This window comes from Microbacterium sp. OVT16B (assembly GCF_019969705.1).
Classification (GTDB): Bacteria; Actinomycetota; Actinomycetes; order Actinomycetales; family Microbacteriaceae; genus Microbacterium; species Microbacterium natoriense.
On sequence record NZ_JAHXZA010000001.1, the window covers coordinates 554501 to 580745 of the forward strand.

The following is a 26245-nucleotide window of genomic DNA, read 5'->3' on the forward strand; positions in this document are numbered from 1 at the left end:
CCGTGAGAACCGCGGTGCCGCAACAGGGGAGCGCGGAGTGTCGGCACTGGGTATGATCGAGAGCACAACCACGGGAGTCCGGCGAGCCGGGCTGAGAGGGAGCGAATCGCGCTTCGACCGTCGAACCTGATCCGGATCATGCCGGCGCAGGGAGGAGTTCAGATGAGTACGTCCACGCACCGGTCGAGCACCGAAGCGGCATCCACGGCCACAGGCCTGCGCAACGCCCAGCTCTGGCGCTGGCGCGTCGTCGACATCGTCGTGGCCAGCGTCGTCGCCGTCGCCTGCGCGGCGATCTTCTTGCTGTGGAACGTCGGATACGTGACCCCGAGCGGGGCCCTCGAGGCGCTGCTCCCCGGCGTCCAGGGACTGCTCGCCGGTCCGTGGCTGATCGCCGGCGTCCTCGGCGGGCTGATCGTCCGCAAGCCCGGCGCCGCGCTCTACACCGAGCTGGTCGCCGCGATCATCTCGGCGCTGATCGGCAACGCGTGGGGGCCGCTGACCATCGTCTCCGGACTCGTGCAGGGCATCGGCGCCGAGCTGATCTTCCTCGTGTTCCTGTACGGCGTCTGGCGTCTGCCCGTCGCGATGCTGGCCGGCGCCGGCGCGGGGCTCGCGTGCGGCATCAACGACCGCATCCTCTGGTACCCGGGGGTGGACACGCTCTTCACCGCCGTCTACATCTCCTCGACGACCATCTCCGGTGCGGTGATCGCCGGGCTCGGCGCCTGGCTGATCGCCCGCGGACTCGCCGCCACCGGCGCCCTGAGCCGGTTCGCGGCCGGCCGCGAGGTCACCGCACGAGTGTGACCGCCCGGGTGAACCCCGCCGCGCTCGATGCGCGCGGCTGGGGATGGCGCTACGCCACCCGGCTGCGCTGGGCCGTGCGCGAGGTCGAACTGCGAATCGAGCCGGGGGAGCGGGTGCTTCTGCTCGGCGCCTCCGGCTCGGGCAAGTCCACGCTGCTGCAGGGCTTCGGCGGCGTGCTCGGCGGCGCCGACGAGGGGGAGACGCACGGAGCGCTCCTCGTCGACGGCGTTCCCGCGACGGAGAGCCGGGGCCGCGTGGGGATGGTGCTGCAGGACCCCGACACGCAGACCATGCTCGCCAGGGTCGGCGACGACATCGCCTTCGGATGCGAGAACCTCGGCGTGCCCCGCGAGGAGATCTGGCCGCGGGTGCGCGAGGCGATGGATGCCGTCGAGCTCGACGTGCCCCTCGACCGCTCGACAGCGGCGCTCTCGGGAGGGCAGAAGCAGCGGCTGGCGCTGGCGGGCGTGATCGCCATGCGCCCCGGAGCGATCCTGCTCGACGAGCCGACCGCCAACCTCGACCCCGAGGGGGTGCGGGATGTGCGGGATGCGGTCGCCGCCGCCCTCGACGCGACCGGGGCGACCCTCGTCGTGATCGAGCACCGCATCGACGCGTGGCTGCCCCTGGTCGACCGGGTCATCGTGCTCGGCGCGGAGCCCGAAGGCACCGTCGTCCTGGCGGACGGGACTCCCGACGAGGTGCTCGGCACGCGCGGCGCCGAGCTCGCCGCATCCGGGGTCTGGGTGCCCGGTCATCCGCCGGCTGTTCCCCCTCCGCCGGCGTACGGACCGGGTGAGGTCCTGCTGCGGGCGCACGCCCTGACCGTGGCGCGCAGCCGCGGCATCCCGGTCGCCGGTCCCTTCGACCTCGACGTGCACGCGGGGGAGGCGATCGGCATCACCGGCCCCAACGGGGCGGGCAAGTCGACCTTCGGGCTCACGCTCGCGGGTCTCATCCCGGCGGAGAGCGGGCGGGTCGTCGCCTCGGCAGCGCTGTCGTCGGGGTCGGGAGACGACCCCTTCCGCTGGACGTCCCGCGCGCTGCTCACCCGCATCGCGACGGTGCTGCAGACCCCCGAGCACCAGCTCCTCGCGAAGACCGTTCGGGAGGAGCTCGCCGTGGGCCCCCGCGCTCTGCGGCTGGACGAGGCGGAGATCGCCCGACGTGCCGACGAGCTGCTGGAGCGTCTGCGGCTGACCGCGCTCGCCGAGGCGAACCCGTACACGCTGTCCGGAGGGGAGAAGCGTCGTCTCACGGTGGCCGCCGCTCTCGCCACTCGCCCGCAGATGATCTTGCTCGACGAGCCGACGTTCGGGCAGGACGCCACGACCTGGGCCGAGCTCGTCGCGATCATCGCCGGTCTGAGAGACGACGGCGCCGCGATCGTCGCGATCAGCCACGATGAGGCCGTGCTGCGCGCCCTGCACGCCCGCAGGCTCGAGGTGGGCGCATGATCGACCCGCTCACCGCCCGCATCGAGCGCCGCGGCCCCATCGCTCCGCGCTCGGCGCTCGCCAAGCTCGCCGCGGCGCTGCTCATCGCGGTTCCGCTCATCCTCTCGATCGACGTGGTGTCGGCATCCGTCGCCCTGGTCCTGGAGATCCCGCTGCTGCTGCTCGCGGGCCTCGGCGCACGCGAGTTCTGGACCCGCACCGCCGTGCTCTGGATCGCGGCGCCGCTGAGCGCGGTCACGATCGCCCTGTACGGAGCGCAGAGCGGCGAGGTGCACTTCGAGTGGCTGCTGATGAGGGTGAGCGACGGATCGCTCGCGCTCGCCGCCGCCACCGCGGTGCGCGTGCTGGCGATCGGCCTGCCCTCCGTGGTGCTCTTCGTCACGGTCGATCCCACCGACCTCGCCGACGATCTGGCGCAGCGGCTCCGGCTGCCCGCGCGCTTCGTCGTCGGAGCCCTCGCCGGAATGCGGATGCTCGGACTCCTCGCCGACGACTGGCGGGCTCTCGCGCTCGCCAGGAGGGCGCGGGGCGTCGCCGATCAGGGTCGTATCCGCCGCACCCTCGGCATGGCGTTCGCGCTGTTCGTGCTCGCGATCCGCCGCGGCTCCTCGCTCGCCACGGCGATGGAGGCCAGGGGATTCGGGGGAACCGGTCCGCGGTCGTGGGCGCGGGAATCAGTGTGGACCCGGCGCGACACCGCGCTCCTGCTCGCGTGCGCGGTGATCCCGCTCGTCGCGATCGCCGCCGCCGTCGCGACCGGCTCCTGGAACTTCGTCATCGGCGCGGGCGGGGCGTCGTGACTCAGGTCCTGTTCCACAGCCGCCGGTAGTAGGCGAGCCGTTCACGGTCGGGCTCCACGCCGTACGCCTCGATGAGGGTGTCGGTCCAGCCCGGGCCGGCGTTCCACTTCGTGCTCATCGCGGCGACGGCGATGTCCGCCCAACGGTCGGCGACTCCGATCGCGGCGAGGTCGACGTGCGCGACGGGGCGGCCCGCATCGTCCAGCAGCGTGTTGGGCATGCAGGCGTCGCCGTGGCACACCACGAGCCTGTCGACCGGAGGGTGCGTCCGCAGCTTCTCCGGCACGATCACGCCGCGCGCGGCGGCGCCGCTGATGCGACCTGCGACGCTCCACTCCCACGGGCACTCGTCGACGGGAAGGCTCTCATGCAGCATCCGGAGGCCCTCGCCGACCGCGCGCACGGCCCGTTCCGGATCGTCATGCCAGCGGGGATCCACGGCGCTGCGTGCATCGAGCGCCACCGTGACGAGCCACTCGTGCTCGGCATCCTGCCCCTGCTCGATCACCTCGGGGACGGTGATCCACCGGCGTGCCCAGCGCATCCGCTCGGCCTCGTCCCGCATGTTCGCCTCGGTGTCGTGCGGTCCCCACTTGATGTAGCGGTCGTCGTCGGTGCGGAAGGTCAGCCCGCCGATGCCGTTCACCCACACCGGTTCGAGACCGGCGCCGCCCGCGAGCTCGCGGACCCGTGCGGGTACGGGGAGATCGAGGGAGGGGATGCTCACGTTTCCATCCTGCCGTGCGCCCGCAGCGCCTCCTCCAGCACGACGGCGTGGTTGTGCACCGGGTCGTGCGCCGCGTACACGAGGGTGACGACCGGATGCGGGCGCAGAGCGGCGGCGAGCTCGCGCAGCGCCTCCGCAGACTCGTGCGCGAGCTGCGCGCGGTACCGGTCGGCGTAGACGTCCCACTCGTCGTCGGGGGCCGCGTGCCAGTCGCGGCGGAGGTCGGGGCTCGGCGCGGTGTCCTTCGCCCACAGATCGACGGCGGCGCGCTCCTTCGAGACGCCTCGGGGCCACAGCCGATCGACGAGCACGCGGAAGCCGTCGTCGGCCGAGGCGGTGTCGTAGGCTCGCTTGCGACGCAGTTCCATGCGTCCAGCACACACCACCCACGGTCGCTTCGGCAAGGACGCCGACGACGGATGCCGTGACACTACGAGTCACGTACACTGAGACCGCGTATCACCAGCGGTTGCAACGACGTTCGAAGGAGAACTCCAGATGCAGATCACCGGACAGGGCGCGCTCATCACGGGCGGAGCCTCGGGTCTCGGCCTCGCGACGGCACGGCGCCTCGCCGCGGCCGGCGCCCACGTCACCATCGTCGACCTCGCCTCCTCGAAGGGCGCGGAGCTGGCGGAGGAGCTCGGCGGGCTGTTCGTCGCGGCCGACGTCACGAGCGCCGATGAGGTGCAGGCCGCTGTCGCCGCCGCGCAGGCCGCTGCGCCGCTGCGCATCGTCGTGAACTGCGCGGGCATCGCGCCGCCGGCCAAGGTGCTCGACCGCGAGGGCAACCCCGCCGTCCTCGCCGACTTCGAGCGGGTCGTCCGCATCAACCTCGTCGGCACGTTCAACGTGCTGTCGCAGGCATCCGCGGTCATCGCGAAGAACGAGCCCACCGAGTCCGGAGACCGCGGCGTCATCATCAACACCGCGAGCGTCGCCGCGTTCGACGGCCAGATCGGCCAGCCCGCCTACTCGGCGTCGAAGGGCGGCGTCCACGCGATGACCATCCCGGTCGCCCGCGAGCTCGCCCGCTACGGCATCCGCGTCTGCACCATCGCCCCCGGGATCATGGAGACCCCCATGCTGATGGGCCTGCCGCAGGCCGCGCAGGACTCGCTCGGCCAGCAGGTGCCGTTCCCCTCGCGGCTGGGCCGCCCCGACGAGTACGCCGCCCTCGCGCAGCAGATCGTCGAGAACGGCTACCTCAACGGCGAGACGATCCGCCTCGACGGCGCGATCCGGATGGCGCCGAAGTAAACACCCCCAGAAGAGCTGTGCCGGTCGCGAAACCGGTCGACGTTCCTCCGGAACGTCGACCGGGTCTGCGACCGGAATCAGGAATCGAGGAGAGACATGAGCACACTGGCAGGAAAGACCATCCTGATGTCGGGCGGCAGCCGCGGCATCGGGCTCGCCATCGCGCTGAAGGCCGCGGCGGACGGCGCGAACATCGCGATGCTCGCGAAGACCGACACCCCGCACCCGAAGCTCGAGGGCACCGTGCACACGGCGGCGGAGCAGATCCGCGCCGCGGGCGGCCAGGCGCTGCCGATCGTCGGCGACGTGCGCGACGACGACGACATCACCGAGGCGGTGCTGAAGGCGCAGGGCGAGTTCGGCGGCATCGACATCGTCATCAACAACGCCAGCGTCATCGACCTGTCGCGCTCGCTCGACCTGAGCGCGAAGAAGTACGACCTCATGCAGGACGTCAACGTGCGCGGCACGTTCATGCTGTCCCGTGCGGCGGTGCCCGTCCTGAAGGACGCCGCGAACCCCCACATCCTCTCCCTCTCGCCGCCCCTGAACCCGACGCCCAAGTGGCTCGGCGCGCACACCGGCTACACGCTCGCGAAGTTCGGCATGACGATGGTCACGCTCGGACTGGCCGCGGAGTTCGCCCGCGACGGCATCGCCGCGAACACGCTGTGGCCGCGCACGACCATCGCCACCGCCGCGGTGCAGAACCTGCTCGGCGGCGACAAGGTCATGGCCGCCAGCCGCACGGCCGACATCTACGCGGATGCCGCGTACGCGGTGCTGCTCAAGCCCGCGGCCGAGTGCACCGGACAGACGCTCGTGGTCGAAGACGTGCTGGAGGCGGAGGGCATCACCGACTTCTCGGGCTACGCCGCGGTCCCGGGCACTCCGGACGACCGTCTGTTCCCCGACATCTTCCTCTGAGCGTCGCGCTCGAGTGCGGGCGGGCGCGGGCGCGTTAGAACAGCAGGTACACGGAGCCGACGACCGTCAGCGCGATCACGAGGCGGTCGAACAGCGCCTGCGGAATGCGCCGCGCGATGCGGAGTCCGACCAGCGCGCCGACCACGACCAGCGGCGCGAGGATCAGATCCATCAGCAGCACGGATGGCGTGAAGAGTCCGAGACCCGCGAGGAACGGCACCTTCACGAGGTTCACGATCGCGAAGAACCACGCGGAGGTGCCGAGGAACACCTGCACCTGGGTGCGCGTGGCCAGGAAGTACATCGACATCACCGGGCCGCCCGCGTTCGCGACCATCGTCGTGAAGCCGCCGAGCGCGCCGTAGGTCGATGAGAGCAGGATGCCGCTGCGCGGGGCGGCGGCGGCATCCCGGCGGTCCTCCCGCCGACGGCGCCACAGCGTGATCGCGATCATGACCAGCAGGATCACTCCGACGGCCCTGCGCACGAGGCCGTCGCCGGCCAGCGCGAGGAACGCGAAGCCGACGAGGAGGCCGGCGATCACCGCGGGGGCGAGGCGCAGCAGCGTCGGCCAGTGCGCGTGCCGGCGGTAGGCGATCAGCGCGAAGACGTCGCCGACGATGAAGAGCAGCAGCATCGCCGCCGTGGAGGTGCGTGCGGGCAGCACTGCGGCGAACAGCACGACGGCCAGGGTGGAGCCGCCGGGGATCGCCGCCTTCGAGAGGCCGGTGATGACCGCGGCGAGGCCGAGCGCGGCCCAGGCCCACGCGCTGAGGTCGGTCACCGGTCGATCTCGGCGACGATCGCGTCGTAGCCGCGGGAGGCGGCGAGGTCGCGGGGGAGCACGCCGTCGCCGTCGCGGATCGACACGTCGGCGCCGCCGTCGATGAGCGCCCGCACGACTTCGGCGTAGCGCGCAGAGCCGTCGCCGAGCACGATCGCCTCGTGCAGTGCCGTCCAGTTCAGGTCGTTGACGTGGTTCGGGTCGACCCCCGCGTCGAGCAGGATCTCGACGGTGCGGAGCAGCCCGCGCTCGGACGCGGGGATGAGCGCCGTGCCGCCGAAGCGGTTGGTGCTGCCCAGGTCGGCGCCGTTCTCCAGGGTCAGCTGCAGGATCTCGTCGTGTCCGCGGGCGCCGGCGTAGAGGTAGGCCGAGTCCTGGATGTCGTCTGCGGCGTTCACGTCGGCGCCGGCGTCGATGAGCGCACGGGCGGCCTCCACGTGGTTCTTCTTGGTCGCCGCGACGAGCGCGGTCATGCCGCCGTCGCCGCGGGCCTCGATCTCGGCTCCCGCATCGAGGGCGGCCTGCACGGCGTCGGCATCCCCCTCGGAGGCGGCGGCGAGGAGGTCGTGGGTGGCGGCGGTCATGGCGGATCCTTCGGCGTGCGTCGTGGACGGCGGAGCGGATGCCGTGCACGCCGTCGCGCCGAGGAGTGTCACCGCGGCGATCGTGAACGCCTGCAGCATCCGTCCGGTTCTCATGCTTCTGGTATACCAAATGAAGCTGACGGTGTTACCGTCCGGGAGTCCACGCCTCGATCGCGTCCTTGGCCTCCTTGAGGCCGACCCCGGTGTGCTCGCGGAGAGCCTTGATCGCGGTGATCTTCGCGCCCTCGGCGAGGAGCCTGTCGATGTCCGCCGCGACCGACGCGGGCAGAGAGGCGCGGATCGACGACGGCGTGATCGAGGTGCGGGCCGCGTTCGCGTGCGAGACGGCGGCGGCGTGCGGCGCGGTGGTGCTGATCGACCAGTGGTCGATGCGGTCCTTCGCCTCCTTCAGGCCGACGCCGGTGCTCTGGCGGTAGAGCTTGATCGCCTGGATCTTCTGGTCGGACGCGACGAGCCGGTCGATGTCCGCCACGACCTGCGGAGTGAGGCCCGACGTCGGGCTCATCGACGAGGTCGCGGGGGCCGTGCGCGCCGTGGTCGGCGAGGGGCGGTACACCTGCGCCTCCGGCTCCTTCGGGCGCATGCCGCGCAGGGCGGCGGCGACGATGACGATGCCCACCACGACGACGGCCGCGACGACGATGACGACGATGATGGAGTCCACGGGCTCAGTCTATGCAGGCGAGTCTCGCGGCCCCAGGGCCTTCCCACCCGCCACCGCGTACCCTTGAGTCCATGACCGATACTCCCCGCACGCGCCAGACGCGACCGGCATCCGCGTCCCCGCAGGGAGGCATCCGAGAGACGAAGGCTCCGCAGGTGCGCCCCGCGACCGAGGGATGGACCCAGCAGAAGGATGCCGAGGGGCGTCCGCTGCTGCAGTTCGCGAGCCCCAAGCGCGGCAAGCCGCCTGTGCACCTCGCCGACCTCACGCCCGAGGAGCGCGTCGAGAAGGTCAAGGGGCTGGGGCTCCCCGGCTTCCGCGCGAAGCAGCTGGCGACCCACTACTTCCGCCACTACACCTCGGATGCCGAGCAGATGACCGACCTGCCCGCCGGCATCCGCGGCGACCTCGTCGCGGGCATGCTGCCGCCGCTGCTCACCGAGGTGCGCCGCCTGGAGACCGACCGCGGCGACACGATCAAGTTCCTGTGGCGCCTGCACGACGGCGCGCTCGTCGAGTCGGTGCTCATGCGCTACCCGGGCCGCATCACGCTGTGCGTGTCGAGCCAGGCCGGCTGCGGCATGAACTGCCCGTTCTGCGCCACCGGTCAGGCCGGACTCACGCGCAACATGTCGACCGCCGAGATCATCGAGCAGATCGTGCGCGCCAACCGTCTGATCGCCGAGGGCGGCCTCGGCGGCAAGAAGGCCGACGACCACTCGATGGAGCGCGTCTCGAACATCGTCTTCATGGGCATGGGGGAGCCGCTCGCGAACTACAAGCGGGTGATGGACGCCGTGCGCATCATGGTCGCGCCGCAGCCCGACGGCCTGGGCATGAGCGCTCGCGGCATCACGGTCTCGACCGTCGGCCTCGTCCCGGCGATCAAGAAGCTCGCCGACGAGGGCATCCCCGTGACGTTCGCGCTCTCGCTGCACGCGCCCGACGACCACCTGCGCGACGAGCTCATCCCGGTGAACTCCCGCTGGAAGGTCGACGAGGCGCTCGACGCCGCCTATGAGTACTACGCCAAGACCGGTCGTCGCGTCTCGATCGAGTACGCGCTCATCAAGGACATGAACGACCACGCGTGGCGTGCCGACCTGCTCGCAGACAAGCTCAACGAGCGCGGTCGCGGCTGGGTGCACGTCAACCCGATCCCGCTGAACCCGACGCCCGGTTCGATCTGGACGTCGTCCGAGCCGTCGGTGCAGAACGAGTTCGTGCGGCGACTCAACGACGCCGGCATCCCGACGACCCTCCGCGACACCCGCGGCAAGGAGATCGACGGCGCCTGCGGTCAGCTCGTCGCGACCACGGAGGACGAGGCCGCGTCGGCCGCGATGGCCTGAGCCACGCGGCATCCTTCCCAGGTGTGCCGACTTCGCATGCAGTTGGCGAGTGCACGGGTCGTGTGCGTCAGGATGCCGTGGGGTCGGCGAGTTCGCGTGAACTCGGCGCCGGCCTCGTCGTCTCGCCGGTGAGAGGTTCACAACTCCTCAAGAATGGGCCGGATCCTCGCGGATCCGGCCCATTCTGCGCTCGCACGGCGGAACTATGAGGAGTTGTGAACCTCTGAGCGTCGTGTCGACGTCAGGATGCCGTGCTCTCGGCCAGAGCGGGTGGCGTCATCGCCGGGATCGTGCCCTGGGCCCGCGCCGATGTGCGGGCGCCGTCGCGGCGGCCGAGGGCTGAGGCCCGGTCGAGCCAGGCGGAGATGCGGGCGGGAGTCGCGTCCTTGACCCCGAGCATCCGGTGCGTCCGCACCGAGCGGATGCCGCAGAACCGCATCGTGCCGCGGGCGACGTGGGTCTGCGCGGGGAGCCCGGTGAACGGTGCGAGGTACCACGGGGTGTCCGCGAGGAGGAACAGCCGCCCGGACGAGGCGTCGAGCAGCCCCTCCGGCAGGCCGAGCCGCGTGTACCGGTACTCCTGTTGGGGCAGCAGCGCGCGGTCGAAGAAGCCCTTGAGGATCGCGGGGACGGACCCCCACCACAGCGGGGTGAACACCACGATCGTCTCCGCCTCGTGCAGCGCCTGCTTGGCGTCGACGAGATCGGGCTCGAGGGTCATGCGCTCCCGGTATCCGTAGCGCAGCGACGGGTCGAAGTCGAGGTCGCGCAGCGCGAGCACGCGGGCGTCTCCGTGGGCGGCGGCGTAGCGGCGGGCGAGTTCGGCCGTGAGGGATCGGGCGTCGGGGTGGCCGTCGATGACGAGTGCGGTGGACATCGCGTCTCCTATCTGGACAGTGTCAACTTGCTGGACAGTGTCAAGATACGAGAGGATGTTGCTCGTGTCAAGTTCTCGGTCGGGCTATCACCACGGCGATCTCGCTCATGCGCTGGAGAGCGCCGCGATGCAGCTGCTCGCCGAGAAGCCGGCGCAGGAGATCAGCCTTCGCGAGGTCGCCCGTGCCGCGGACGTGAGCCACAACGCGCCGTACCACCACTTCGCCGACCGGCGAGGGCTGCTGAAGGTGCTCGCCGAGCGCAGCATGGCCGAGCTCGTCGACTCCGTCCGCTCCGCCGTCGCCGGCGCTCCGGATCCGGTCGCCGCGCTGATCGCCGGGGGCTCCGCATACCTGCGCTTCGCCGTGGAGCATCCGCACGGCTTCGACGTCGTCTACGACCCGACCGTCTGCATCCCGGGGGAGCCCAGCGCGACCATGGGCCCGCTGATCGTCGAGCTCGAACAGCTCCTCGGCGCGGCATCCATCGCCGCCGGCCTCTCGGATGCCGAAGACGTCCTCGGCATCTGGGGTCTCGTGCACGGACTCGGCACCCTCTGCGCCGCTGGTCACTTCCCCCTGGACGCGGCGCTCGCCGCCTGCGCCGCCAGCATCCGTCGCATGCTCCCCGCCTGACCGGCCCCCGCGTTATCTCGCGTCTCGCGCGTCGCGCGTCGCGCGCGTCGCGTCTCGCGCGTCGACTTCGCGTGCACTCGCCGAACGCACGGGTTGTCGACGTGGAGTTCCCGTGCACTCGGCGGGATGCCGTGCACCCGGTGCTGCTTGGTGGGGTTGCGGGCTCAGCTCGGTGCCTCGGTGCCGCGTCTCTCGTGTCGACTTCGCGTGCACGGGGTGTCGACGTGAGGTTCCCGTGCATTCGGTGGGATGCCGTGCGCTCGGTGCCGGTCGGTGGGGTTGCGGCTCCGGGGGTCGTGGTGTCGTGCGTCGACTTCGTGTGCTGTCGGCGAGTGCACGGGTTGTCGGTGTGGAGTTCCCGTGCATTCGGAGGGGTGCCGTGCACTCGGTACCGCTCGGTGGGGTTGCGCGGGGTGCCTCCGTACCGCGTCTCGTGCGTCGACTTCGCGTGCAGTCGCCGAACGCATGGGTTGTCGGCGTGGAGTTCCCGTGCACTCGGCGGGATGCCGTGCACTCGACGAAGCGGCGAAGCGGCGAAGCGGCGACGCGGGGACACGGGAACTCGGGGACACGAGAACTCCGCAACTCAACAACTCCGCGACCCGGCGCCCGGCGGCGCCGCCGGGAGGAGGCGGGAGGCGCGGGGGTCAGGCCTCGCCGACCAGCACGCCCCTCACGTCGTCGAGGCGCTCGTGCAGGGCCTCCAGGAAGGCGGCGACGGAGCGCTGCTGCAGGGCGTCGGGCCGCGTGACGAGCCAGTAGGGCAGGCGCTGCTCGATCCGCTCCGGCAGCACGCGCACGAGATCGTCGTGCTGGTCGGCCAGGAAGACCGGCAGCAGCCCGAACCCTGCGCCGCCCCTGGTCGCATCGACGTGCACGTACACGTTGGTGCTGGCGACGGCATCCGTCATGCCGGGGACGACGCGGCGGGCGTCGTCGAGCGAATCGACGTGCAGCATCGACTCGATGAAGTACACGAGCGGCTGACCGACGAGGTCATCGGGGGAGGCGGGGGTCGGATGCCGGCGGAGGAAGTCCCTGCTCGCGTAGAGGCCGAGCGCGTAGTCGGCGAGGTGCACGGCCTTGGCTCTGTGCACCTGGGGTCGCCCGACCACGACCTCCAGGTCGGCGGCGCCGCGCTGCTGCGAGGCCTGACGGGTGCCCGTGACGATCTCCAGGGCGATGCCCGGATGCCGCTGCTGCAGCGCCGCCATCGCCGGGGCCGCGACGAAGCCGCTGAAGCCGTCGGTCGCCGAGAGGCGGATGAGGCCCTCGATGCGATCACCGCCGCCGTCGTCGAGCCCGCCCAGCGCCTGCTCCACGGCCTCGGCCGCAGCGAGCGCGCGGGTGCCGAGCGGCGTGACCTCCCAGCTGCCGCCGTCGCGCGAGAGCACGCGGCCGCCCAGCTGCGCCTCGAGTGCGGCGATGCGGCGGGCGATCGTGGTGTGGTTGAGTCCGAGACGCTGACCGGCGGTGGTGAACCGCCCGCTGCGCGCGACGGCGAGGAGCACGAGGAGGTCGTCAGCGCTCAGCGGCGGTGCAGGGAAATGCGCCATCATCTGTGCAGTTTTGCACATTCGCTTGCCCATGACGCTGAACTAATCTGCACATGTGATGAAGAAGCTGGGGACCGCGCACGGCACCGATCTGGGCGGGAGGACCGCGCTCGTGACGGGGGCTGCGAGCGGGATCGGTGCCGCGTGCGCGACCGCCCTGGCGGCGGCGGGAGCCCGGGTGATCGTCGTCGACCGGGACGCCGAGGGCGCCGCAGCGGTCGCCGCGGAGATCGGGGGAGAGCCGCTCGCGCTCGACCTCGGCGACCTCGACGGACTCGCAGCGCGGTCGTTCGACGCCGACATCCTCGTCAACAACGCCGGCATCCAGACCGTCGCCCCGATCGTGGACTTCGATCCGGCGACGTTCCGCCGGATGCTCGACATCATGGTCACCGCGCCCTTCCTCCTCACCCGCGCTGTGCTCCCCGGCATGTACGAGCGCGGCTGGGGCCGCATCGTCAACATCAGCTCGGTGCACGGCATCCGCGCCTCCGCGTTCAAGTCGGCGTACGTCACGGCGAAGCATGCGCTGGAGGGGCTGTCCAAGGTCACCGCCCTCGAGGGGGCGGAGCACGGGGTGACCAGCAACTGCATCAACCCCGGCTACGTGCGCACCCCGCTCGTCGAGACGCAGATCGCCGACCAGGCCAGGGCGCACGGCATCCCCGAGTCCGAGGTCATCGAGAAGGTGATGCTCGTCGAGTCCGCGATCAAGCGCCTGCTGGAGCCCGATGAGGTCGCCGACCTCGCGCTGTGGCTGTGCGGTGCGACGTCGACGTCGGTCACCGGTTCGTCGTACGTGATGGACGGCGGATGGAGCGCACGATGAGCGGACTCGCGACCACGTCGTACGGGCGTACGACCGACGAGCGGGCGATGCTGGCCGTGCACGGCATCACCGCGAACGGCCGCTCCTGGGGAGCCGTCGCGTCGCACCTCGACGAGCACCCCCTCCTCGCTCCCGACCTGCGAGGGCGCGGACGCAGCAACCGACTGCCAGGGCCCTACGGCCTCCGCCGGCACGCCGACGACCTCGCCGACCTGCTCGACGCCGACGGCGGCGAGCCGCGCATCGTCCTCGGGCATTCCATGGGGGCGTTCGTCGTCGTGATGCTCGCCGCGCAGCGCCCCGACCTCGTCGAGCGGCTCGTGCTGGTCGACGGAGGGTTCCCGCTCGCGCTCCCGTCCGGTGCGGAGAGCGCCGACGACCTCGACATCGCCGCGCTCCTCGGTCCTGCCGCGCGACGGCTGGAGATGGACTTCGCCGATGCCGACGCCTACCTCGGGTTCTGGCGGCAGCATCCGGCCTTCTCGCGGGACTGGTCCGACGTCGTGGAGGACTACGCACGCTACGACCTCGACGGCACCCGTGCATCGACCGTGGCCGCGGCCATGATCGAGGACGGCGCGGAGCTCTACGGGCCCGCGTGGTACGTCGAGGCGCTCCGATCGCTGCGGATGCCGGTCACGGTGCTGCGGGCTCCGCGCGGTCTGACCGACGCCGAACCGCTGTACGCCCCCGGCGCTCTCGAGGGCTTCCGTTCTCTCGTGCCCCAGCTGGAGGTCGTCGAGATCGACGACGTGAACCACTACACGATCCTGTTCGCCGACCGCGGGGCCTCCCGCGTCGCGGCATCCGCCCTGGCCACGCGACCCGCCTGAGCCGAAGATCACCGACGAAGGAGTCGACATGAGCACTGCATTCGAGGGCATCACGGCCCACCGCGTCGAGACCCCGCGCTACGTCGCGAACGTTCTCGAACGGCCGGGCGAGGGGCCGGCGGTCGTCTTCGTGCACGGCAACGTGTCATCGGCCGCGTTCTACCAGCCGACCATGCTCGCCCTCCCCGACGGGGTGCGCGCCCTGGCGATCGACCTGCGCGGGTTCGGCGACAGCGAGACCAAGCCGGTCGATGCGACCCGCGGGCTGAGGGACTTCTCCGACGACGTGCTCTCGGTGCTCGACGCCCTCGGGCTCGACGCCGTGCATCTCGTCGGCTGGAGCATGGGCGGCGGCGTCGTGATGCAGGCCGCGCTGGACGCCCCTGAGCGCGTGCTGTCGCTCACCCTGGAGGCTCCGGTGTCGCCCTACGGCTTCGGAGGCACGCACGGTCCTGACGGCATCCGCAACGACGCCGACGGCGCCGGCACCGGCGGCGGGGGCGCCAACCCCGACTTCGTGGCCCGGCTGGAGGCGGGCGACACGAGCGCAGACGAGCAGACCTCGCCGCGCACGGTCTACCGCACCGCGTACGTCGCGAAGCCCGAGCAGCAGGAGGCCCATGAAGACGCCTGGGTCGCCTCGATGCTCACCACGAGGACGGGCGTCGACAACTACCCCGGAGATGCCGCGGCATCCGAGAACTGGCCCGGCTTCGCCGCCGGCACCCGCGGCGTGCTCAACACGATGGCGCCGCAGCACTTCGACGCGTCGGGCATCGTCGACCTCGCGGTGAAGCCGCCGATCCTGTGGATCCACGGCGACAAGGACGCGATCGTCTCGGACGCCTCGTTCTTCGACCTCAACCAGCTCGGCCTGCTCGGGGTGATCCCGGGCTGGCCCGGCGTCGACATCGCCCCGCCGCAGCCCATGATCACGCAGACCAGGGCCGTGCTCGACCGGTACGCGAGTGCGGGCGGCGTCTACCGCGAGGTGGCGCTGGCGGATGCCGGTCACGCCCCGCATCTCGACGAGCCCGAGGTCTTCGTCGCGGAGCTCGTGCGCCACATCGGCGCGTGACGGGCGCGGGCGTTCTTGCGCGTCGACTTCCCGTGATGTCGACGAGTGCGCGGTCTGTCGACGTGAACGTCCCGTGCGTTCGGCGGGATCCCGTGCACTCGCGGGGTGTCGTGACGCGGGACGCGGGACGGCGAGGCTAGTCGCCGTCGCGAGGGGTGCGCAGGCGCAGCAGGCGACCTGAGCTCTCGACGAGCTCGGCCCACGTGTCGACGTCGACGGCGCACTCCGCGACGGCGCACGTCGGAAGCACCGCCCAGTCGCCCGTGAGCTCCGCGACCGCGTCGCTCATGCCGGGGTTGTGCCCGACGAGCATCGCGACGCTGCTCTCCTCGGGCAGCGCTGACGCGATCGCGAGGATCGAGCGGACGGATGCCGCGTACAGCAGCGGCTCCTCGACGATGCCGAGTCCGAAGGCCGCGGCGTACTCGGCGGCGGTGCTCCGTGCGCGCACGGCGCTGCTCGACACGACGCGGTCGAGCGGGATGCCCTCGTCGACCAGCCGCCGCGCCATGACGGGCGCGTCGCGGCGACCGCGGGAGTTCAGCGGACGATCGTGGTCGGACAGACCGGGAACGCCCCAGTCGGACTTCGCGTGGCGGGCGAGCAGCAGCGTCTTCACGCGTCCAGCCTGGCACCGTCGCGGCCCTGGCGCACTCCCAACCTGAGAGCGCCTCGCAGGTATCGTCCGGGCGATGCACAGGCGGAGTTTCCTACCCTCGAAGGATGGCTTACTCTGCGCATCGCCCCGGGCAGATGGATTCCCAGGGGCGGATCTCGTTCGAGTCCGACGCCCCAGGGGGCTCGGTCACCGACGAGGACCTCGACTTCCTCCGGGCGTTCGAGCCGTCCGGCGGCGGTGCGTCGAGCGACGCCGCAGACACGGCGACGAACCCGACGGCCGTCATCGATCCGGCAGACGCGGAGCCTGAGCGCGACCCGGATGCCGCGGCATCCGCTCCTCGGGAGAAGACGCCGAGGGCCCCGCGGCCGAAGCGGGAGAAGAAGCCGCGCGTGCGCGGATCGCGCATGCGCACGCTCGCGATCCTCGGCGGGGCCGAGGGGGAGATCCTCGACCGGGTCCCCGGTGAGACCCCCCGCTTCGTGCAGATGTTCTTCGTGCTCGCCGGCACCGCCCTGGTCTCGGCGATCTCGATGCTCTTCGCCCTGACCACGGGTGTGCAGGCGGCGATCTGGCTGGCCGTGCCGCTCGCGATCGTGTGGGCGCTCATCATCTTCAACCTCGACCGCTTCCTCACCTCGACCATGGCGTCGACGAAGAACGTCTGGCGGCTCATCGGTCTGGCGATCCCGCGAGTGATCATGGCGGCGATCATCGGCTTCGTCGTCGCCGAACCGCTCGTGCTCCAGATCTTCCACAACGACATCGCCCGCGAGGTCGCGTCGACCAACATCACCCAGGCGCAGTCCGATCAGGACGCGCTGGAGTCCGGGCCCGAGAAGAAGGCGCTCGACGCGGCATCCGACCGCCTCGCCGAGCTGCAGAACCAGGCCGCGACGGGCATCGTCGCCGGCACCGATTCCGCGTCGGCGAGCGAGGCCGCCGCGCAGGCGACCGTCGACGACCTCACCGCCAAGATGACGGCGCAGCAGGCCGTGATCGACCAGGCGCGCGTGCTGTACCAGTGCGAGCTCACAGGTGAGGGCGCCGGCACCGTGCCCGGCTGCACGGGCGTGAACGGGCAGGGCGCGAGCTCGGATGCCGCGAAGGCCCAGCTCGCCGAGGCCCAGCAGACCTACGACGCGCTCGCCGCGCAGCTGCGCACGGCGAACGACGACCTCGCGACCGCGGGCACGTCGGCCAAGGAGAACACCGCGTCCTCCGAGAAGCAGAACCGCGAGGAGGCCGAGTCGCAGCTCCCCGCCGCGCAGAAGAGCTACGACGCCGCGCTCGCCGCGTACAACACGCGGGCGGATGCCGTGGCCCAGGGCAACGCGGGCGCCATCGGCCTGCTGAGTCAGATCAGCGGGCTGAACCGGCTCAGCGAGAAGGAGCCGACGATCCTGTGGGCGCACTGGCTGATCGCGGCGCTGTTCTTCATGATCGAGCTGCTTCCGGTGCTGGTGAAGGTGCTCACGAGCTACGGCGACCCGACCCTGTACGAGAAGGCCGCGGCGATCCGCAAGCAGGTCGCGCTCGACAAGGTGACGGCGGAGGGCTTCCGCGACCGTGCGGACATCGTGGCCGTGCAGTCCGCGGAGATCGCGACGAGGGCGGATGCCGAGTCCGCTCAGCAGCCGCTGACGCGGGCGGAGCAGCGCCGGGCCGCGCAGGCCGAGTCCGAAGGCGCGCGTGCGGCCGAGGCGGCGGATGCGGATGCGGTGACCGCGCCGGTGGTCGAGTCTGAGACTGCCGTGGCGGGCGATCCGGACGCCGATCCTGCCGCAGAAGCCGCAGCTCGCGTCGGGTGATCTATTCCCGCGTCGAATGATCGGTCCGGCGCGACGGCTTACCGCCTAGGCGACGAGCGACAGCTCCATTGGCGACGGCAGCAGGAGCTCGGCGACCGTGACGGAGCCGCGCGTGCGTGCGGCGGCGGAGATCGAGCGGATCAGGGCGACGGTGGACGGCACTCCCGACCAGGGTTCCGCGGTGAGGGCTCGCTCGATCAGCGAGAGCGGATGCTGCAGACCGGGGTCGTGCTGGCGGGAGTCGTCGGCGAGCCAATCGACGAGCTCGGCGATGGTCCAATCGGGGCTGATTGGCGCAAGATCCGAGGATGCGGTGGTCAATGGTGTGCTCATTGGTCCAGAATCGGGGCTCATGAGCATCGATGGCAGGGCCAATGATCGTCCGGTGGACCACCGATCGGCAGACGGACCCCTCGTGCACGCCGGCGACGTCTCCGCCGAGCGCCTGGCGGCGCGGCTGGGGCGCTGGACGCACGGCGAGGGCACTCTCGCCGCACGACTGTCGCAGGCCGTCGCCGCGCTGATCCACGGCGGCGAGCTGCGGCCGGGCGACCGCCTCCCCGCCGAGCGCGCTCTCGCCGCCACGACGTCCGTGTCGAGGGGCACGGTCGTGGCGGCCTACGCGGATCTCGCCGAGGGCGGTCTCGTCGAGCGCCGGCAGGGTAGCGGCACGCGGGTCGCGGGCGCCGCGGCATCCGCTGTCCCTCCGCACCGACCGGGGCGCGGTGAAGCGCTGTTCTCGGCGCTGCCCAACGCGATCGACCTGCTGCGCACGGTGCCGCAGATCCCGGAGCTCGCCGTGCAGCTCATCACCGAGCACACGCCGCGGCTCGAGCTCGCCCTGCTGCCGGAGACAGATCCGGCGGGGCTGGCCGTGCTGCGCGAGCAGATCGCCGACCTGTTCCGCGCGGAGGGGACGCCGACGACGCCGGAGCAGATCCTCGTCACGCACGGGGCGCAGCAGGCCATCAGCCTCGTCGTCAACGCGCTCGTCGGACCGGGCGACGTCGTGCTCGCAGAGGAGATCACCTGGCCGGGCGTCACCGACTCCGTCGGGCTGCGCGGCGGGACGGTGCACGGCATCCCGATGACCGCCGACGGTCTCGACGTCGACGCGCTCGAGGTGGCGATGGCTCGGTTGCGTCCCGCGCTCCTGGCCGTCAACCCGCACCATCAGAACCCCACGGGCACCCGGCTGCCGCAGGCCGCCAGACACCGCGTCGCCGAGCTCGCCGCCCAGTACGGCGTGCCCGTGATCGAGGATCGCGTGGTCGCCGGGATCTCCTTCGACGGCGTCGTGCCGCCCTCGCTGGCCGCCGAGCGTCCGGACGCCCCGGTGATCGTCGTGGAGTCGGTGTCGAAGTGGGCGTGGGCGGGTCTGCGCATCGGATGGCTGCGGGCCGACCCCGTGCTCGTGCGGCGGCTGCGGGGCGCCAGGCAGCTCGCCGATCAGTCGACGAGCGTGCCGGCGCAACTGCTCGCGATGGACCTGCTCGCCCATGCCGACGAGCTGAAGCGGCAGAACAGCAGGATCCACCAGGAGCGCCTCCGGCTGCTGCAGGACCTCATGGCGACCCACCTGCCCGACTGGTCGGCCGCTCCGCCCAGGGGAGGCCTCTCGCTGTGGGCGCGGCTGCCGGTCGGCTCGGCGGCGGCGCTCGCGAGGGTCGCGGCCACGCACGGCGTCTCGGTCGCCGGAAGCGCGGAGTTCGCGGCATCCGTCTCCCCTGACGATCACATCCGCATCCCCTTCACGGCGCCGGAGGAGGTGCTCGCCGAGGGTATCGCGCGGCTCGGGGCGGCGTGGCGGGAGTACCGCGCGACGCTGTGAGTCGCGCACGGCGGGGAGCATCGTCGCGCCCCGCCCTCGTGTCCCCGGTGGCCGGTAGCGTGGAGACATGGTCAACTATCGCTATCTCGGCAACAGCGGTCTCAAGGTCTCTGAGATCACCTACGGCAACTGGGTCACGCACGCATCGCAGGTCGGCGACGACGCCGCGGTCAAGACCGTGCACGCCGCGCTCGACGCGGGCATCACCACGTTCGACACGGCCGATACGTACGCCAACACGGCCGCCGAGGTCGTGCTCGGCGACGCGCTCAAGGGTCAGCGCCGCGAGGGTCTCGAGATCTTCACGAAGGTCTATTTCCCCACCGGTCCCAAGGGGCCGAACGACACCGGACTGTCGCGCAAGCACATCCTGGAGTCGATCAACGGCTCGCTGAAGCGCCTCGGCACCGACTACGTCGATCTGTATCAGGCGCACCGCTACGATCACGAGACCCCGCTCGAGGAGACGTTCCAGGCCTTCGCGGATGTCGTCCGCCAGGGCAAGGCGCTCTACATCGGCGTCTCGGAGTGGACGGCAGAGCAGCTGCGCGAGGGCCACGCGCTCGCGAAGCAGCTGGGAGTGCAGCTCATCTCGAACCAGCCGCAGTACTCGATGCTGTGGCGCGTCATCGAGGGCAAGGTCGTGCCGGCGTCCGAAGAGCTCGGCATCTCGCAGATCGTCTGGTCGCCGATGGCGCAGGGCGTGCTCAGCGGCAAGTACCTCCCCGGTCAGCCGGTGCCCGAGGGCTCGCGCGCGACCGACCCGCACAGCGGCGCGCACTTCATCAAGGACCTGCTCCGCGACGACATCCTCGAGGGCGTGCAGCGGCTGAAGCCGATCGCCGCCGAGGCCGGCCTCACGATGCCGCAGCTCGCGATCGCCTGGGTGCTGCAGAACCCGAACATCGCCGCGGCGCTGGTCGGAGCATCCCGCCCGGAGCAGCTCGCCGACACCGTCAAGGCCTCTGGCGTGAAGCTCGACGCCGACACCATGGCCGCGATCGACGTCGCCCTCGGCGACGTCGTGAACCGGGATGCCGAAGACACGTACACCGTGTCGCCGAAGACCCGCCTGGTCTGAGTGCACCGACGGGCATGGGTTCCGAGGCGCTGTACTGGGAGCTCGCCGCCGCGGCGAGCCGACGTGACATCGCCGGCGTCCAGGCACTGAGCAGCGACAGTCTGCACCCCGCGCTCGGCCTCGCCTTCACCGGCGGGGCCGAGTTCGTGGTCGGCGACTTCGAGCGCGCGGTGATCACGACAGAGCGCGCCAGGATCTCCTCGGCGGACGCCGGCGCGCTCGTTCAGCTGTTCGCGCTGTCGTTCCGCGTGCTCGCCTCGGCGGGCGTCGCCTGGGAGGACCCGACCACCGACGACGGGCTCCCGGAACTGTGGGGCCGCCGCGGAGCTCTGACGGCGATCGACCACAGCATCCTGCCCGTCGCCCGGTTCGCGATGGTCGAGGCCGCTTTCGCGACCGGTCGATTCGAGCAGGCGGCAGAGGTGCTCGGGCCTGTCGACGACGTGCTGCAGGTCGGAGCCGGCATCCGTCCCTTTCCCGCCCTGCTGCTGCAGCCGGCCCGACTGATGATGTTCCGTGGCGATGCCGCCGCGGCGAGGCCGCACCTGGACGCGGCCCTCCGCTGCGCCGAGGATCAGGGCGACGACATCTGGACGCGCTGCGTGAAGGCGGCGACCGTCTTCGCCGCGGTCCAGTGCGGCGAGACCGCCGGCCTCGATGAGGCCGACCGCGAGCTGTTCGATCTGAGCATCGCCCCATCCGGATATCTCGACGCCGCGGCTTTCGCCTTCCTGGCTTACGCGCGGGCCGCCGTCGGTCAGCTGTCGAAAGCCGAGGAGATCCTCCGCGTCGCCGGCGGTCCGCGGTTCGGCTACCTGCAGGTCGCCGACCGCGCCCTCTGCTGCGACATTCTGATCGCAGCCGCCCTCGAACGGGGCGACGTCGCCGAGGCCGAGCTGATCGTCGCCGAACTGCTGCCGCTGACCGCTCATCCCGGTGCCCACGTCGTCGTCGAACAGGCGTTCGCGCGCATCGACGCCGCGGGCGGGCGGATGATCGAGGCGGCCGAACGCGCGGCCGTCGCGGCTGCCCGCGCCGAGCTCGCCGGCCGGTATCGCGACGCGGCGAACGTGCGCATGGTGCGCGCCCGTGCTCTCGCCGCTCTCGGTCAGTCCGAGCAGGCCGTGCAGGAGTATCTGTCGACGCTCGCCGGCTCAGGCGACCACGGCGTCGAACGCCAGGCTCTGCGACAGTTGCGTCTGCTGGGCAGGCGCCCGAGGCCCGCTCTCGGATCGGGATGGACGGCGCTCAGCCCCCGAGAGCGCGAAGTGGCCGCGCTCGTCGCCGGCGGGCAGAGCAATCGGGTGATCGCGGCGACCCTGTTCGTCTCCGAGCGCACCGTCGAAGGCCATGTGTCGCGCATCCTCTCGGCACTCGGCGTCACGTCCCGCAGTGGGATCCCAGCGCGGATGCTCGGGCATCTCGATGCGGCGTCGCCACCGGCACAGCAGCTCACGCCGCGCCAGCAGCTGACCGCCGAGCTGGTCGCGACCGGACTCGGGAACATCGAGATCGCCGGGCGTCTCGGCGTGAGCGTCAAGACCGTCGAGAAGAACATCACCGAGATACTGCGGCGGTGGCAGCTGACCTCGCGCACGGGGATCGCGCGGATGATCATCGACGCGCCTGTGTTCTCCGACCTCTGAGTGAGGACGTCTCGGGCTGGCACGGGGTTTCCCTACTCACGCTCGCCAGTATTCCGGTGGAATCATCGAGGCATGAAGCACATGAAGGTTGCAGCCGTCCTGGTCCTCGCGGTGCTTCTGGCGGGTTGCGCCTCGGGGGCGGCGCCGGCCGGAGGCGGAGAAGGGTCCGCCTCCGGCGCCCAGTCCGTCGAATCAGGGGGCGACGACGCTGCAGTCGGCGGTGACTGCGCCGGCGACCTCGATGCCGATCTGAAGCCGTTCAGCAGCGACCTCGTCACCGAGCCGATCCCCGATCATGCCGTGTACGGCGACGGCAGCGAGATCTCGTTCACCACCTCGCTGGGAGCGGATCTCGCGCCGGGCTACGAGCTGCTGAAGTTCGTCGACGGCACCCCGACCAGCTACACGGGCGGCTTCTGGGAAGACGCGGGCGACGGTCGCTACACGCTGAACCTCAACGTGTTCGACAGCGACCTGGACGGGAAGGAAGGTCTGATCGAGGTGACCGCCTTTCCCGAGGGGGTCACCTTCGACGGTGAGCGCTACGAAGGGGACAACGTGGTGCTCGGCATCTACTGCGTCACCTACGCGGTCGCCGACTAGCCCTCGATCCCATGGTCAGGCGACGGTGATGTCGACCTGGATCTCCGAGGCGAGGCGCTCGAGGTCGGCGCGCAGAGCGTCGAGGTCGACGGATGCCGGCACCCGCGCCCGCACCGACGCCTCGAACAGGCGTCCGCCGGCCATTGCGGCATCCCGGGTCTCCGTCGCGAGCTCTTCGATGCTCAGCGCGTGAGCGTTGAGGACCGCCGACACCTCGCGCACGATGCCCGGGCGGTCGTTGCCCAGAACCTGGAGCTCCAGCACGCGGCCGTCCGCGTGCGCGGCATCCGATCCGGTGTGCACGGCCACGGTCAGCAGACCCTCGAGTCCACGCAGCGCCAGCTCCAACTCGGCGGAGCGCTCTGCCGCGACCGAGACCTCGATCACACCGGCGAAGGTGCCGGCGAGTTCGGCGAGCTGGCTGTTCTCCCAGTTGCCGTCGTGGGCGTCGACCACATCGGCGACGGCGGCGACGAGGCCGGGGCGGTCGGCGCCGGCGACGGTGAGGATCAGAATCGTCATGGCCACAGCGTAGCCGGAGCGGGGCGGCCGGTCAGCGGCTCAGGCGAGGTCACCGCGGCTCCAGAACTCCGGAGAAGCAGCGGGATTCGGATCCACCGGATGCTGTCCGGCCTCTGAGCCCGCGGAGCTCCGGAGTTCTGGCGCATGCGCGGTGCACAACTCCTCACAAACCACCCGGATCGCCGCTCAGAACCACCGAATCGGGCACGCGGCGCCGATTCGTGAGGAGTTGTGATCGCGCGACGGCGGTCACTCCACCCAGTCGCCGGTCTCCAGGAACCGTTCGAGCCGCGCGCGGTGCGGGGCGAGGTCCCACCCCTGCTCCGCCACCCAGGCGTCGGAGTAGTACGTGCCGGCATAGCGGATGCCGCTGTCGCAGATGAGCGTCACGACGCTGCCGGTCTCGCCCGCCGCCCGCATCCGGGCGATGAGCTGGAAGGCGCCGTAGAGGTTCGTGCCGGTCGATCCGCCGGCCCAGTGCAGCGTGCGCTCCTTCAGGAGGCGGATGGCCGCGACGGACCCGGCATCCGGGATCCGCAGCATCTCGTCGATCACGCTCGGCACGAACGACGGTTCGACCCGCGGGCGTCCGATGCCCTCGATGCGACTCGGCCGTCCGGCCGGTGCATCCGGGGTTCCGGCCCAGCCGTCGTAGAACGCGGACCCCTCCGGGTCGACGACCGCGATCCGGGTCTCGTGCCTGCGGTACTTCACATAGCGGCCGAACGTCGCGCTGGTGCCGCCCGTGCCGGCTCCCACGACGATCCAGTGGGGGATCGGATGCCGTTCCTGCGACAGCTGGCTGAACACGCTCTCGGCGATGTTGTTGTTGCCGCGCCAGTCGGTCGCGCGCTCGGCGAACGTGAACTGGTCGAGGTAGTGGCCGTGGCAGTCGGAAGCCAGGCGCTGCGCCTCGGGGGAGATGTCCTCCGCGCGGTCAACGAAGTGGCAGCGTCCGCCGTAGAACTCGATGAGGTCGATCTTCTCCTGGCTCGTCGAGCGCGGCACGACCGTGATGAAGGTCAGCCCCAGCATCCGGGCGAAGTACGCCTCAGAGACGGCGGTCGAACCGCTGGAGGACTCGACGAGCACGGTGTTCTCGTGGATGCGGCCGTTGACCAGTCCGTAGAGGATCAGCGAGCGCGCGAGGCGGTGCTTGAGGGAGCCGGTCGGGTGCACCGACTCGTCCTTCAGGTACAGGTCGATGCCCCACTCGGCGGGCAGCGGGAACAGGTGCAGGTGCGTGTCGGCGCTGCGGTTCGCGTCGGCTTCCAGCAGGGCGATCGCGGTGCTGGTCCAGTCGCTCATGCTTCGAGGGTACCGGGCGGCGTCCGCGGCGTCAGGCGGATGCCGCCTGGCGCAGCCACCGCTCGACGCCGGCGATGTGCGCCGTGGTCAGCGAGGTCGCGAGCGACGGGTCGCGCTGGGCGATGGCGTCGGCGATCGCGCGGTGCTCGGACAGGGTCCGCTCCACGGCGCCGCCCTCGGTGAGCCCGCGCCACACCCGCGCGCGCACGGTCTGGCTGCTGAGGTGCTCGATGAGGCTGGCGAGGTAGGCGTTGCCGGCCATCTGGACGATGTCGCGGTGGAAGCGGATGTCGTGCTCGACGAGCTCCTCGATGCTCACCGAGGCGTCGACGCCGTCGACCTCGCTGATGAGCGCGGCGATCTCCTCGTCGGTGCCGAGGGTCGCGGCGAGACCGGTCGCCTGCGACTCCAGCATCCGTCTGACGGCGAAGATCTCGAGCATCGAGTCGTCGTCGTGCATGTCGACGACGAACGAGATGGCCTCCATCAGCAGGTGCGGTTCGAGGCTCGTCACGTAGGTGCCGTCGCCGCGGCGCACGTCGAGGACGCGGATGACCTCCAGCGCCTTGACCGCCTCGCGCATGGAGTTGCGGGAGAGCCCCAGCCGTTCGGAGAGCTCCTTCTCGGGAGGGAGTCGGTCGCCGGGGGCGAGCTCGCCCGACACGATCATCGCCTTGATCTTCTCGATCGCCTCGTCTGTCACTGCCATGGCGTCATCCTTGCACATTGATCGGATGTCTGGGGCAGGATGGTGGTATGCGCGTCGTGGACAGTCATCTGCACCTGTGGGATCCGTGGGAACTCGACTACGAGTGGCTCGAGGGCGCCCTGCACGGCCGCTTCGCCGAGGAGGAGATCTTCGAGGAGCAGCTGCCCGGCGTCTCCGAGGAGGTGTCGATCTTCGTGCAGGCGGAGACCGTCGAGCGGCGCTTCCTCGACGAGGTGGCGTGGGTCGACCGGATCGCGGATGCCGCAGGAGTCGTCGCGATCGTCGCCGGCGCGCGGCTCGACCGCGGAGCGGCGACCACGGCGCACCTCGAGAGCCTGGCCGCGCACGAGCGGGTCGTCGGCGTGCGCCATCTCCTGCAGGGGGAGCGCACCGGCCTCGCGGCCTCGCCCGACTTCGTGGCGGGCGCGCGCGAGGTCGCCGAGCGCGGCTGGACCTTCGACGCCTGCGTGCGGCCCCACCAGCTCTCCGACGTGGCCGCACTCGCCGCGGCCGTCCCCGAGCTGTTCCTCGTGCTCGACCACCTGGGCAAGCCCGCGATCGGCACGGCGGAGTCGCCGCTGCGCCCCTCGGCCGAGTGGCTGCGCGATCTGCACGCACTCGGACGGCAGCCCCGCGCCCACGTCAAGCTCTCGGGCCTCCCCGCCGAGACCGGCGGGGACTGGACGGATGCGCAGGTCATCCCGTTCCTCGACGCCGCGCTCGAGGCGTTCGGAACGGAGCGGCTCCTGTGGGGCAGCGACTGGCCGGTGTCGTCGGTCGACACGGCCTACCGGCCCGGTTCCCGCGCTCGCTGGTTCCACACGGTCGCGGACTGGGCGACGTCACGCGGCATCTCGTCGGACGCGCTGTTCTGGTCGACGCCTCTCGCCTTCTACGGCATCCGCTGATCGCCGTCTGAGGC

Annotated in this window: 28 protein-coding genes and 1 riboswitch; of the genes, 16 read left to right on the forward strand and 12 right to left on the reverse strand. The window is 71.2% G+C overall.

What is annotated here, in order from left to right; genetic code table 11:
* The first annotated feature begins 60 nt into the window (after positions 1–60).
* Positions 61–172: riboswitch (TPP riboswitch) on the forward strand.
* The 3 genes from LC438_RS02610 (at position 163) to LC438_RS02620 (ending at position 3067) form a co-directional block, all read left to right on the forward strand.
* Positions 163–810 (forward strand): ECF transporter S component, encoded by a 648-nt coding sequence (locus LC438_RS02610; protein ID WP_105674239.1) that lies wholly within the window; start codon positions 163–165, stop codon positions 808–810. It overlaps the preceding riboswitch by 10 nt.
* Positions 807–2267, forward strand: coding sequence for an ABC transporter ATP-binding protein (locus LC438_RS02615; protein ID WP_223585750.1), 1461 nt, complete (start codon positions 807–809; stop codon positions 2265–2267). Before LC438_RS02610 ends, LC438_RS02615 begins: the two co-directional genes overlap by 4 nt.
* Positions 2264–3067, forward strand: coding sequence for an energy-coupling factor transporter transmembrane protein EcfT (locus LC438_RS02620; protein WP_105674237.1), 804 nt, complete (start codon positions 2264–2266; stop codon positions 3065–3067). Before LC438_RS02615 ends, LC438_RS02620 begins: the two co-directional genes overlap by 4 nt.
* A gap of 1 nt (position 3068) precedes the next feature.
* Here the strand turns inward: LC438_RS02620 and LC438_RS02625 are convergent, their stop codons facing one another.
* Positions 3069–3794 (reverse strand): aminoglycoside 3'-phosphotransferase, encoded by a 726-nt coding sequence (locus LC438_RS02625; protein WP_105674236.1) that lies wholly within the window; start codon positions 3792–3794, stop codon positions 3069–3071.
* Entirely contained in the window at positions 3791–4162 is a 372-nt protein-coding gene (locus LC438_RS02630) for a DUF488 domain-containing protein (protein WP_105674234.1), read from the reverse strand. The genes LC438_RS02625 and LC438_RS02630 overlap by 4 nt, the downstream gene beginning before the upstream one ends.
* A gap of 130 nt (positions 4163–4292) precedes the next feature.
* On the opposite strand from LC438_RS02630, the gene LC438_RS02635 reads away from it, so the two are divergent.
* Both LC438_RS02635 and LC438_RS02640 read left to right on the forward strand, forming a co-directional pair.
* The gene (locus tag LC438_RS02635) at positions 4293–5054 is read left to right on the forward strand and encodes an SDR family NAD(P)-dependent oxidoreductase (protein WP_105674232.1); all 762 of its coding nucleotides are present in this window, start codon (positions 4293–4295) and stop codon (positions 5052–5054) included.
* A 96-nt stretch (positions 5055–5150) separates the two neighbouring features.
* Positions 5151–5981 (forward strand): NAD(P)-dependent oxidoreductase, encoded by an 831-nt coding sequence (locus LC438_RS02640; RefSeq protein WP_223585751.1) that lies wholly within the window; start codon positions 5151–5153, stop codon positions 5979–5981.
* A 34-nt stretch (positions 5982–6015) separates the two neighbouring features.
* Here LC438_RS02640 and LC438_RS02645 read toward each other — a convergent pair whose 3' ends face one another.
* The 3 genes from LC438_RS02645 to LC438_RS02655 are packed head-to-tail and all read right to left on the reverse strand — an operon-like array spanning position 6016 to position 8034.
* Positions 6016–6765 (reverse strand): sulfite exporter TauE/SafE family protein, encoded by a 750-nt coding sequence (locus tag LC438_RS02645; RefSeq protein ID WP_223585752.1) that lies wholly within the window; start codon positions 6763–6765, stop codon positions 6016–6018.
* Complete coding sequence (locus LC438_RS02650; RefSeq protein ID WP_223585753.1) at positions 6762–7463, reverse strand: ankyrin repeat domain-containing protein; 702 nt, start codon at positions 7461–7463, stop codon at positions 6762–6764. Before LC438_RS02650 ends, LC438_RS02645 begins: the two co-directional genes overlap by 4 nt.
* Before the next feature lie 31 nt (positions 7464–7494).
* Entirely contained in the window at positions 7495–8034 is a 540-nt protein-coding gene (locus LC438_RS02655) for a ribosomal protein L7/L12 (protein ID WP_223585754.1), read from the reverse strand.
* 71 nt (positions 8035–8105) lie between these two features.
* Between LC438_RS02655 and rlmN the strand changes: the two genes are divergently transcribed.
* Positions 8106–9386 (forward strand): 23S rRNA (adenine(2503)-C(2))-methyltransferase RlmN, encoded by a 1281-nt coding sequence (gene rlmN, locus LC438_RS02660; RefSeq protein WP_223585755.1) that lies wholly within the window; start codon positions 8106–8108, stop codon positions 9384–9386.
* A gap of 241 nt (positions 9387–9627) precedes the next feature.
* Here the strand turns inward: rlmN and LC438_RS02665 are convergent, their stop codons facing one another.
* On the reverse strand, positions 9628–10263 hold the full coding sequence (locus LC438_RS02665) for an NAD(P)H-dependent oxidoreductase (RefSeq protein WP_223585756.1): 636 nt from the start codon (positions 10261–10263) through the stop codon (positions 9628–9630).
* Between the two features lie 64 nt (positions 10264–10327).
* On the opposite strand from LC438_RS02665, the gene LC438_RS02670 reads away from it, so the two are divergent.
* Entirely contained in the window at positions 10328–10897 is a 570-nt protein-coding gene (locus LC438_RS02670; protein WP_105674366.1) for a TetR/AcrR family transcriptional regulator, read from the forward strand.
* 647 nt (positions 10898–11544) lie between these two features.
* Here the strand turns inward: LC438_RS02670 and LC438_RS02675 are convergent.
* Positions 11545–12456 carry a LysR family transcriptional regulator gene (locus LC438_RS02675; RefSeq protein WP_223585757.1) on the reverse strand — a complete coding sequence of 304 codons (912 nt, stop codon included), beginning with the start codon at positions 12454–12456 and terminating at the stop codon, positions 11545–11547.
* Between the two features lie 55 nt (positions 12457–12511).
* Between LC438_RS02675 and LC438_RS02680 the strand changes: the two genes are divergently transcribed.
* Genes LC438_RS02680 through LC438_RS02690 form a run of 3 tightly spaced genes read left to right on the forward strand, consistent with a single transcriptional unit; the run spans position 12512 to position 15193 of the window.
* Positions 12512–13282, forward strand: coding sequence for a 3-hydroxybutyrate dehydrogenase (locus tag LC438_RS02680; RefSeq protein ID WP_223585758.1), 771 nt, complete (start codon positions 12512–12514; stop codon positions 13280–13282).
* Entirely contained in the window at positions 13279–14115 is an 837-nt protein-coding gene (locus LC438_RS02685) for an alpha/beta fold hydrolase (RefSeq protein ID WP_223585759.1), read from the forward strand. Before LC438_RS02680 ends, LC438_RS02685 begins: the two co-directional genes overlap by 4 nt.
* A gap of 28 nt (positions 14116–14143) precedes the next feature.
* Complete coding sequence (locus LC438_RS02690) at positions 14144–15193, forward strand: alpha/beta fold hydrolase (protein ID WP_223585760.1); 1050 nt, start codon at positions 14144–14146, stop codon at positions 15191–15193.
* Between the two features lie 136 nt (positions 15194–15329).
* Here LC438_RS02690 and LC438_RS02695 read toward each other — a convergent pair whose 3' ends face one another.
* The gene (locus LC438_RS02695; RefSeq protein WP_223585761.1) at positions 15330–15812 is read right to left on the reverse strand and encodes a histidine phosphatase family protein; all 483 of its coding nucleotides are present in this window, start codon (positions 15810–15812) and stop codon (positions 15330–15332) included.
* Between the two features lie 104 nt (positions 15813–15916).
* Between LC438_RS02695 and LC438_RS02700 the strand changes: the two genes are divergently transcribed.
* On the forward strand, positions 15917–17623 hold the full coding sequence (locus LC438_RS02700; RefSeq protein WP_223585762.1) for a DUF4407 domain-containing protein: 1707 nt from the start codon (positions 15917–15919) through the stop codon (positions 17621–17623).
* 45 nt (positions 17624–17668) lie between these two features.
* Here LC438_RS02700 and LC438_RS02705 read toward each other — a convergent pair whose 3' ends face one another.
* On the reverse strand, positions 17669–17956 hold the full coding sequence (locus tag LC438_RS02705) for a hypothetical protein (RefSeq protein WP_146114303.1): 288 nt from the start codon (positions 17954–17956) through the stop codon (positions 17669–17671).
* A gap of 19 nt (positions 17957–17975) precedes the next feature.
* On the opposite strand from LC438_RS02705, the gene LC438_RS02710 reads away from it, so the two are divergent.
* From LC438_RS02710 to LC438_RS02725, 4 genes are all read left to right on the forward strand, one after another.
* Complete coding sequence (locus LC438_RS02710) at positions 17976–19454, forward strand: PLP-dependent aminotransferase family protein (RefSeq protein WP_181155883.1); 1479 nt, start codon at positions 17976–17978, stop codon at positions 19452–19454.
* A 67-nt stretch (positions 19455–19521) separates the two neighbouring features.
* A complete protein-coding gene (locus LC438_RS02715) occupies positions 19522–20535 on the forward strand; it encodes an aldo/keto reductase family protein (protein ID WP_223585763.1) in 1014 nt (337 codons plus the stop codon).
* A 14-nt stretch (positions 20536–20549) separates the two neighbouring features.
* Positions 20550–22181 carry a LuxR C-terminal-related transcriptional regulator gene (locus LC438_RS02720; RefSeq protein WP_223585764.1) on the forward strand — a complete coding sequence of 544 codons (1632 nt, stop codon included), beginning with the start codon at positions 20550–20552 and terminating at the stop codon, positions 22179–22181.
* A 72-nt stretch (positions 22182–22253) separates the two neighbouring features.
* Positions 22254–22784 carry a hypothetical protein gene (locus LC438_RS02725; RefSeq protein WP_105674203.1) on the forward strand — a complete coding sequence of 177 codons (531 nt, stop codon included), beginning with the start codon at positions 22254–22256 and terminating at the stop codon, positions 22782–22784.
* A gap of 15 nt (positions 22785–22799) precedes the next feature.
* Here LC438_RS02725 and LC438_RS02730 read toward each other — a convergent pair whose 3' ends face one another.
* The 3 genes from LC438_RS02730 to LC438_RS02740 all read right to left on the reverse strand — a co-directional run bounded on the left by LC438_RS02730 (position 22800) and on the right by LC438_RS02740 (position 25323).
* Positions 22800–23306 (reverse strand): glycine cleavage system protein R, encoded by a 507-nt coding sequence (locus LC438_RS02730; protein ID WP_223585765.1) that lies wholly within the window; start codon positions 23304–23306, stop codon positions 22800–22802.
* A gap of 249 nt (positions 23307–23555) precedes the next feature.
* The gene (locus LC438_RS02735) at positions 23556–24614 is read right to left on the reverse strand and encodes a PLP-dependent cysteine synthase family protein (RefSeq protein WP_105674199.1); all 1059 of its coding nucleotides are present in this window, start codon (positions 24612–24614) and stop codon (positions 23556–23558) included.
* Between the two features lie 31 nt (positions 24615–24645).
* A complete protein-coding gene (locus tag LC438_RS02740) occupies positions 24646–25323 on the reverse strand; it encodes a FadR/GntR family transcriptional regulator (protein ID WP_105674197.1) in 678 nt (225 codons plus the stop codon).
* A 47-nt stretch (positions 25324–25370) separates the two neighbouring features.
* Between LC438_RS02740 and LC438_RS02745 the strand changes: the two genes are divergently transcribed.
* A complete protein-coding gene (locus LC438_RS02745) occupies positions 25371–26231 on the forward strand; it encodes an amidohydrolase (RefSeq protein ID WP_223585766.1) in 861 nt (286 codons plus the stop codon).
* Positions 26232–26245: the final 14 nt, after the last annotated feature.

Excerpts from the sequence above, each read along its gene's own strand:
- LC438_RS02610 (WP_105674239.1), top strand. The coding sequence starts at position 163 with ATGAGTACGTCCACGCACCGGTCGAGCACCGAAGCGGCATCCACGGCC.
- LC438_RS02620 (WP_105674237.1), top strand. The coding sequence starts at position 2,264 with ATGATCGACCCGCTCACCGCCCGCATCGAGCGCCGCGGCCCCATCGCT.
- LC438_RS02630 (WP_105674234.1), bottom strand. The coding sequence starts at position 4,162 with ATGGAACTGCGTCGCAAGCGAGCCTACGACACCGCCTCGGCCGACGAC.
- LC438_RS02635 (WP_105674232.1), top strand. The coding sequence starts at position 4,293 with ATGCAGATCACCGGACAGGGCGCGCTCATCACGGGCGGAGCCTCGGGT.
- LC438_RS02640 (WP_223585751.1), top strand. The coding sequence starts at position 5,151 with ATGAGCACACTGGCAGGAAAGACCATCCTGATGTCGGGCGGCAGCCGC.
- LC438_RS02650 (WP_223585753.1), bottom strand. The coding sequence starts at position 7,463 with ATGAGAACCGGACGGATGCTGCAGGCGTTCACGATCGCCGCGGTGACA.
- rlmN (WP_223585755.1), top strand. The coding sequence starts at position 8,106 with ATGACCGATACTCCCCGCACGCGCCAGACGCGACCGGCATCCGCGTCC.
- LC438_RS02665 (WP_223585756.1), bottom strand. The coding sequence starts at position 10,263 with ATGTCCACCGCACTCGTCATCGACGGCCACCCCGACGCCCGATCCCTC.
- LC438_RS02675 (WP_223585757.1), bottom strand. The coding sequence starts at position 12,456 with ATGATGGCGCATTTCCCTGCACCGCCGCTGAGCGCTGACGACCTCCTC.
- LC438_RS02680 (WP_223585758.1), top strand. The coding sequence starts at position 12,512 with ATGAAGAAGCTGGGGACCGCGCACGGCACCGATCTGGGCGGGAGGACC.
- LC438_RS02685 (WP_223585759.1), top strand. The coding sequence starts at position 13,279 with ATGAGCGGACTCGCGACCACGTCGTACGGGCGTACGACCGACGAGCGG.
- LC438_RS02690 (WP_223585760.1), top strand. The coding sequence starts at position 14,144 with ATGAGCACTGCATTCGAGGGCATCACGGCCCACCGCGTCGAGACCCCG.
- LC438_RS02700 (WP_223585762.1), top strand. The coding sequence starts at position 15,917 with ATGGCTTACTCTGCGCATCGCCCCGGGCAGATGGATTCCCAGGGGCGG.
- LC438_RS02705 (WP_146114303.1), bottom strand. The coding sequence starts at position 17,956 with ATGAGCACACCATTGACCACCGCATCCTCGGATCTTGCGCCAATCAGC.
- LC438_RS02710 (WP_181155883.1), top strand. The coding sequence starts at position 17,976 with ATGAGCATCGATGGCAGGGCCAATGATCGTCCGGTGGACCACCGATCG.
- LC438_RS02715 (WP_223585763.1), top strand. The coding sequence starts at position 19,522 with ATGGTCAACTATCGCTATCTCGGCAACAGCGGTCTCAAGGTCTCTGAG.
- LC438_RS02720 (WP_223585764.1), top strand. The coding sequence starts at position 20,550 with ATGGGTTCCGAGGCGCTGTACTGGGAGCTCGCCGCCGCGGCGAGCCGA.
- LC438_RS02725 (WP_105674203.1), top strand. The coding sequence starts at position 22,254 with ATGAAGCACATGAAGGTTGCAGCCGTCCTGGTCCTCGCGGTGCTTCTG.
- LC438_RS02730 (WP_223585765.1), bottom strand. The coding sequence starts at position 23,306 with ATGACGATTCTGATCCTCACCGTCGCCGGCGCCGACCGCCCCGGCCTC.
- LC438_RS02735 (WP_105674199.1), bottom strand. The coding sequence starts at position 24,614 with ATGAGCGACTGGACCAGCACCGCGATCGCCCTGCTGGAAGCCGACGCG.
- LC438_RS02740 (WP_105674197.1), bottom strand. The coding sequence starts at position 25,323 with ATGGCAGTGACAGACGAGGCGATCGAGAAGATCAAGGCGATGATCGTG.
- LC438_RS02745 (WP_223585766.1), top strand. The coding sequence starts at position 25,371 with ATGCGCGTCGTGGACAGTCATCTGCACCTGTGGGATCCGTGGGAACTC.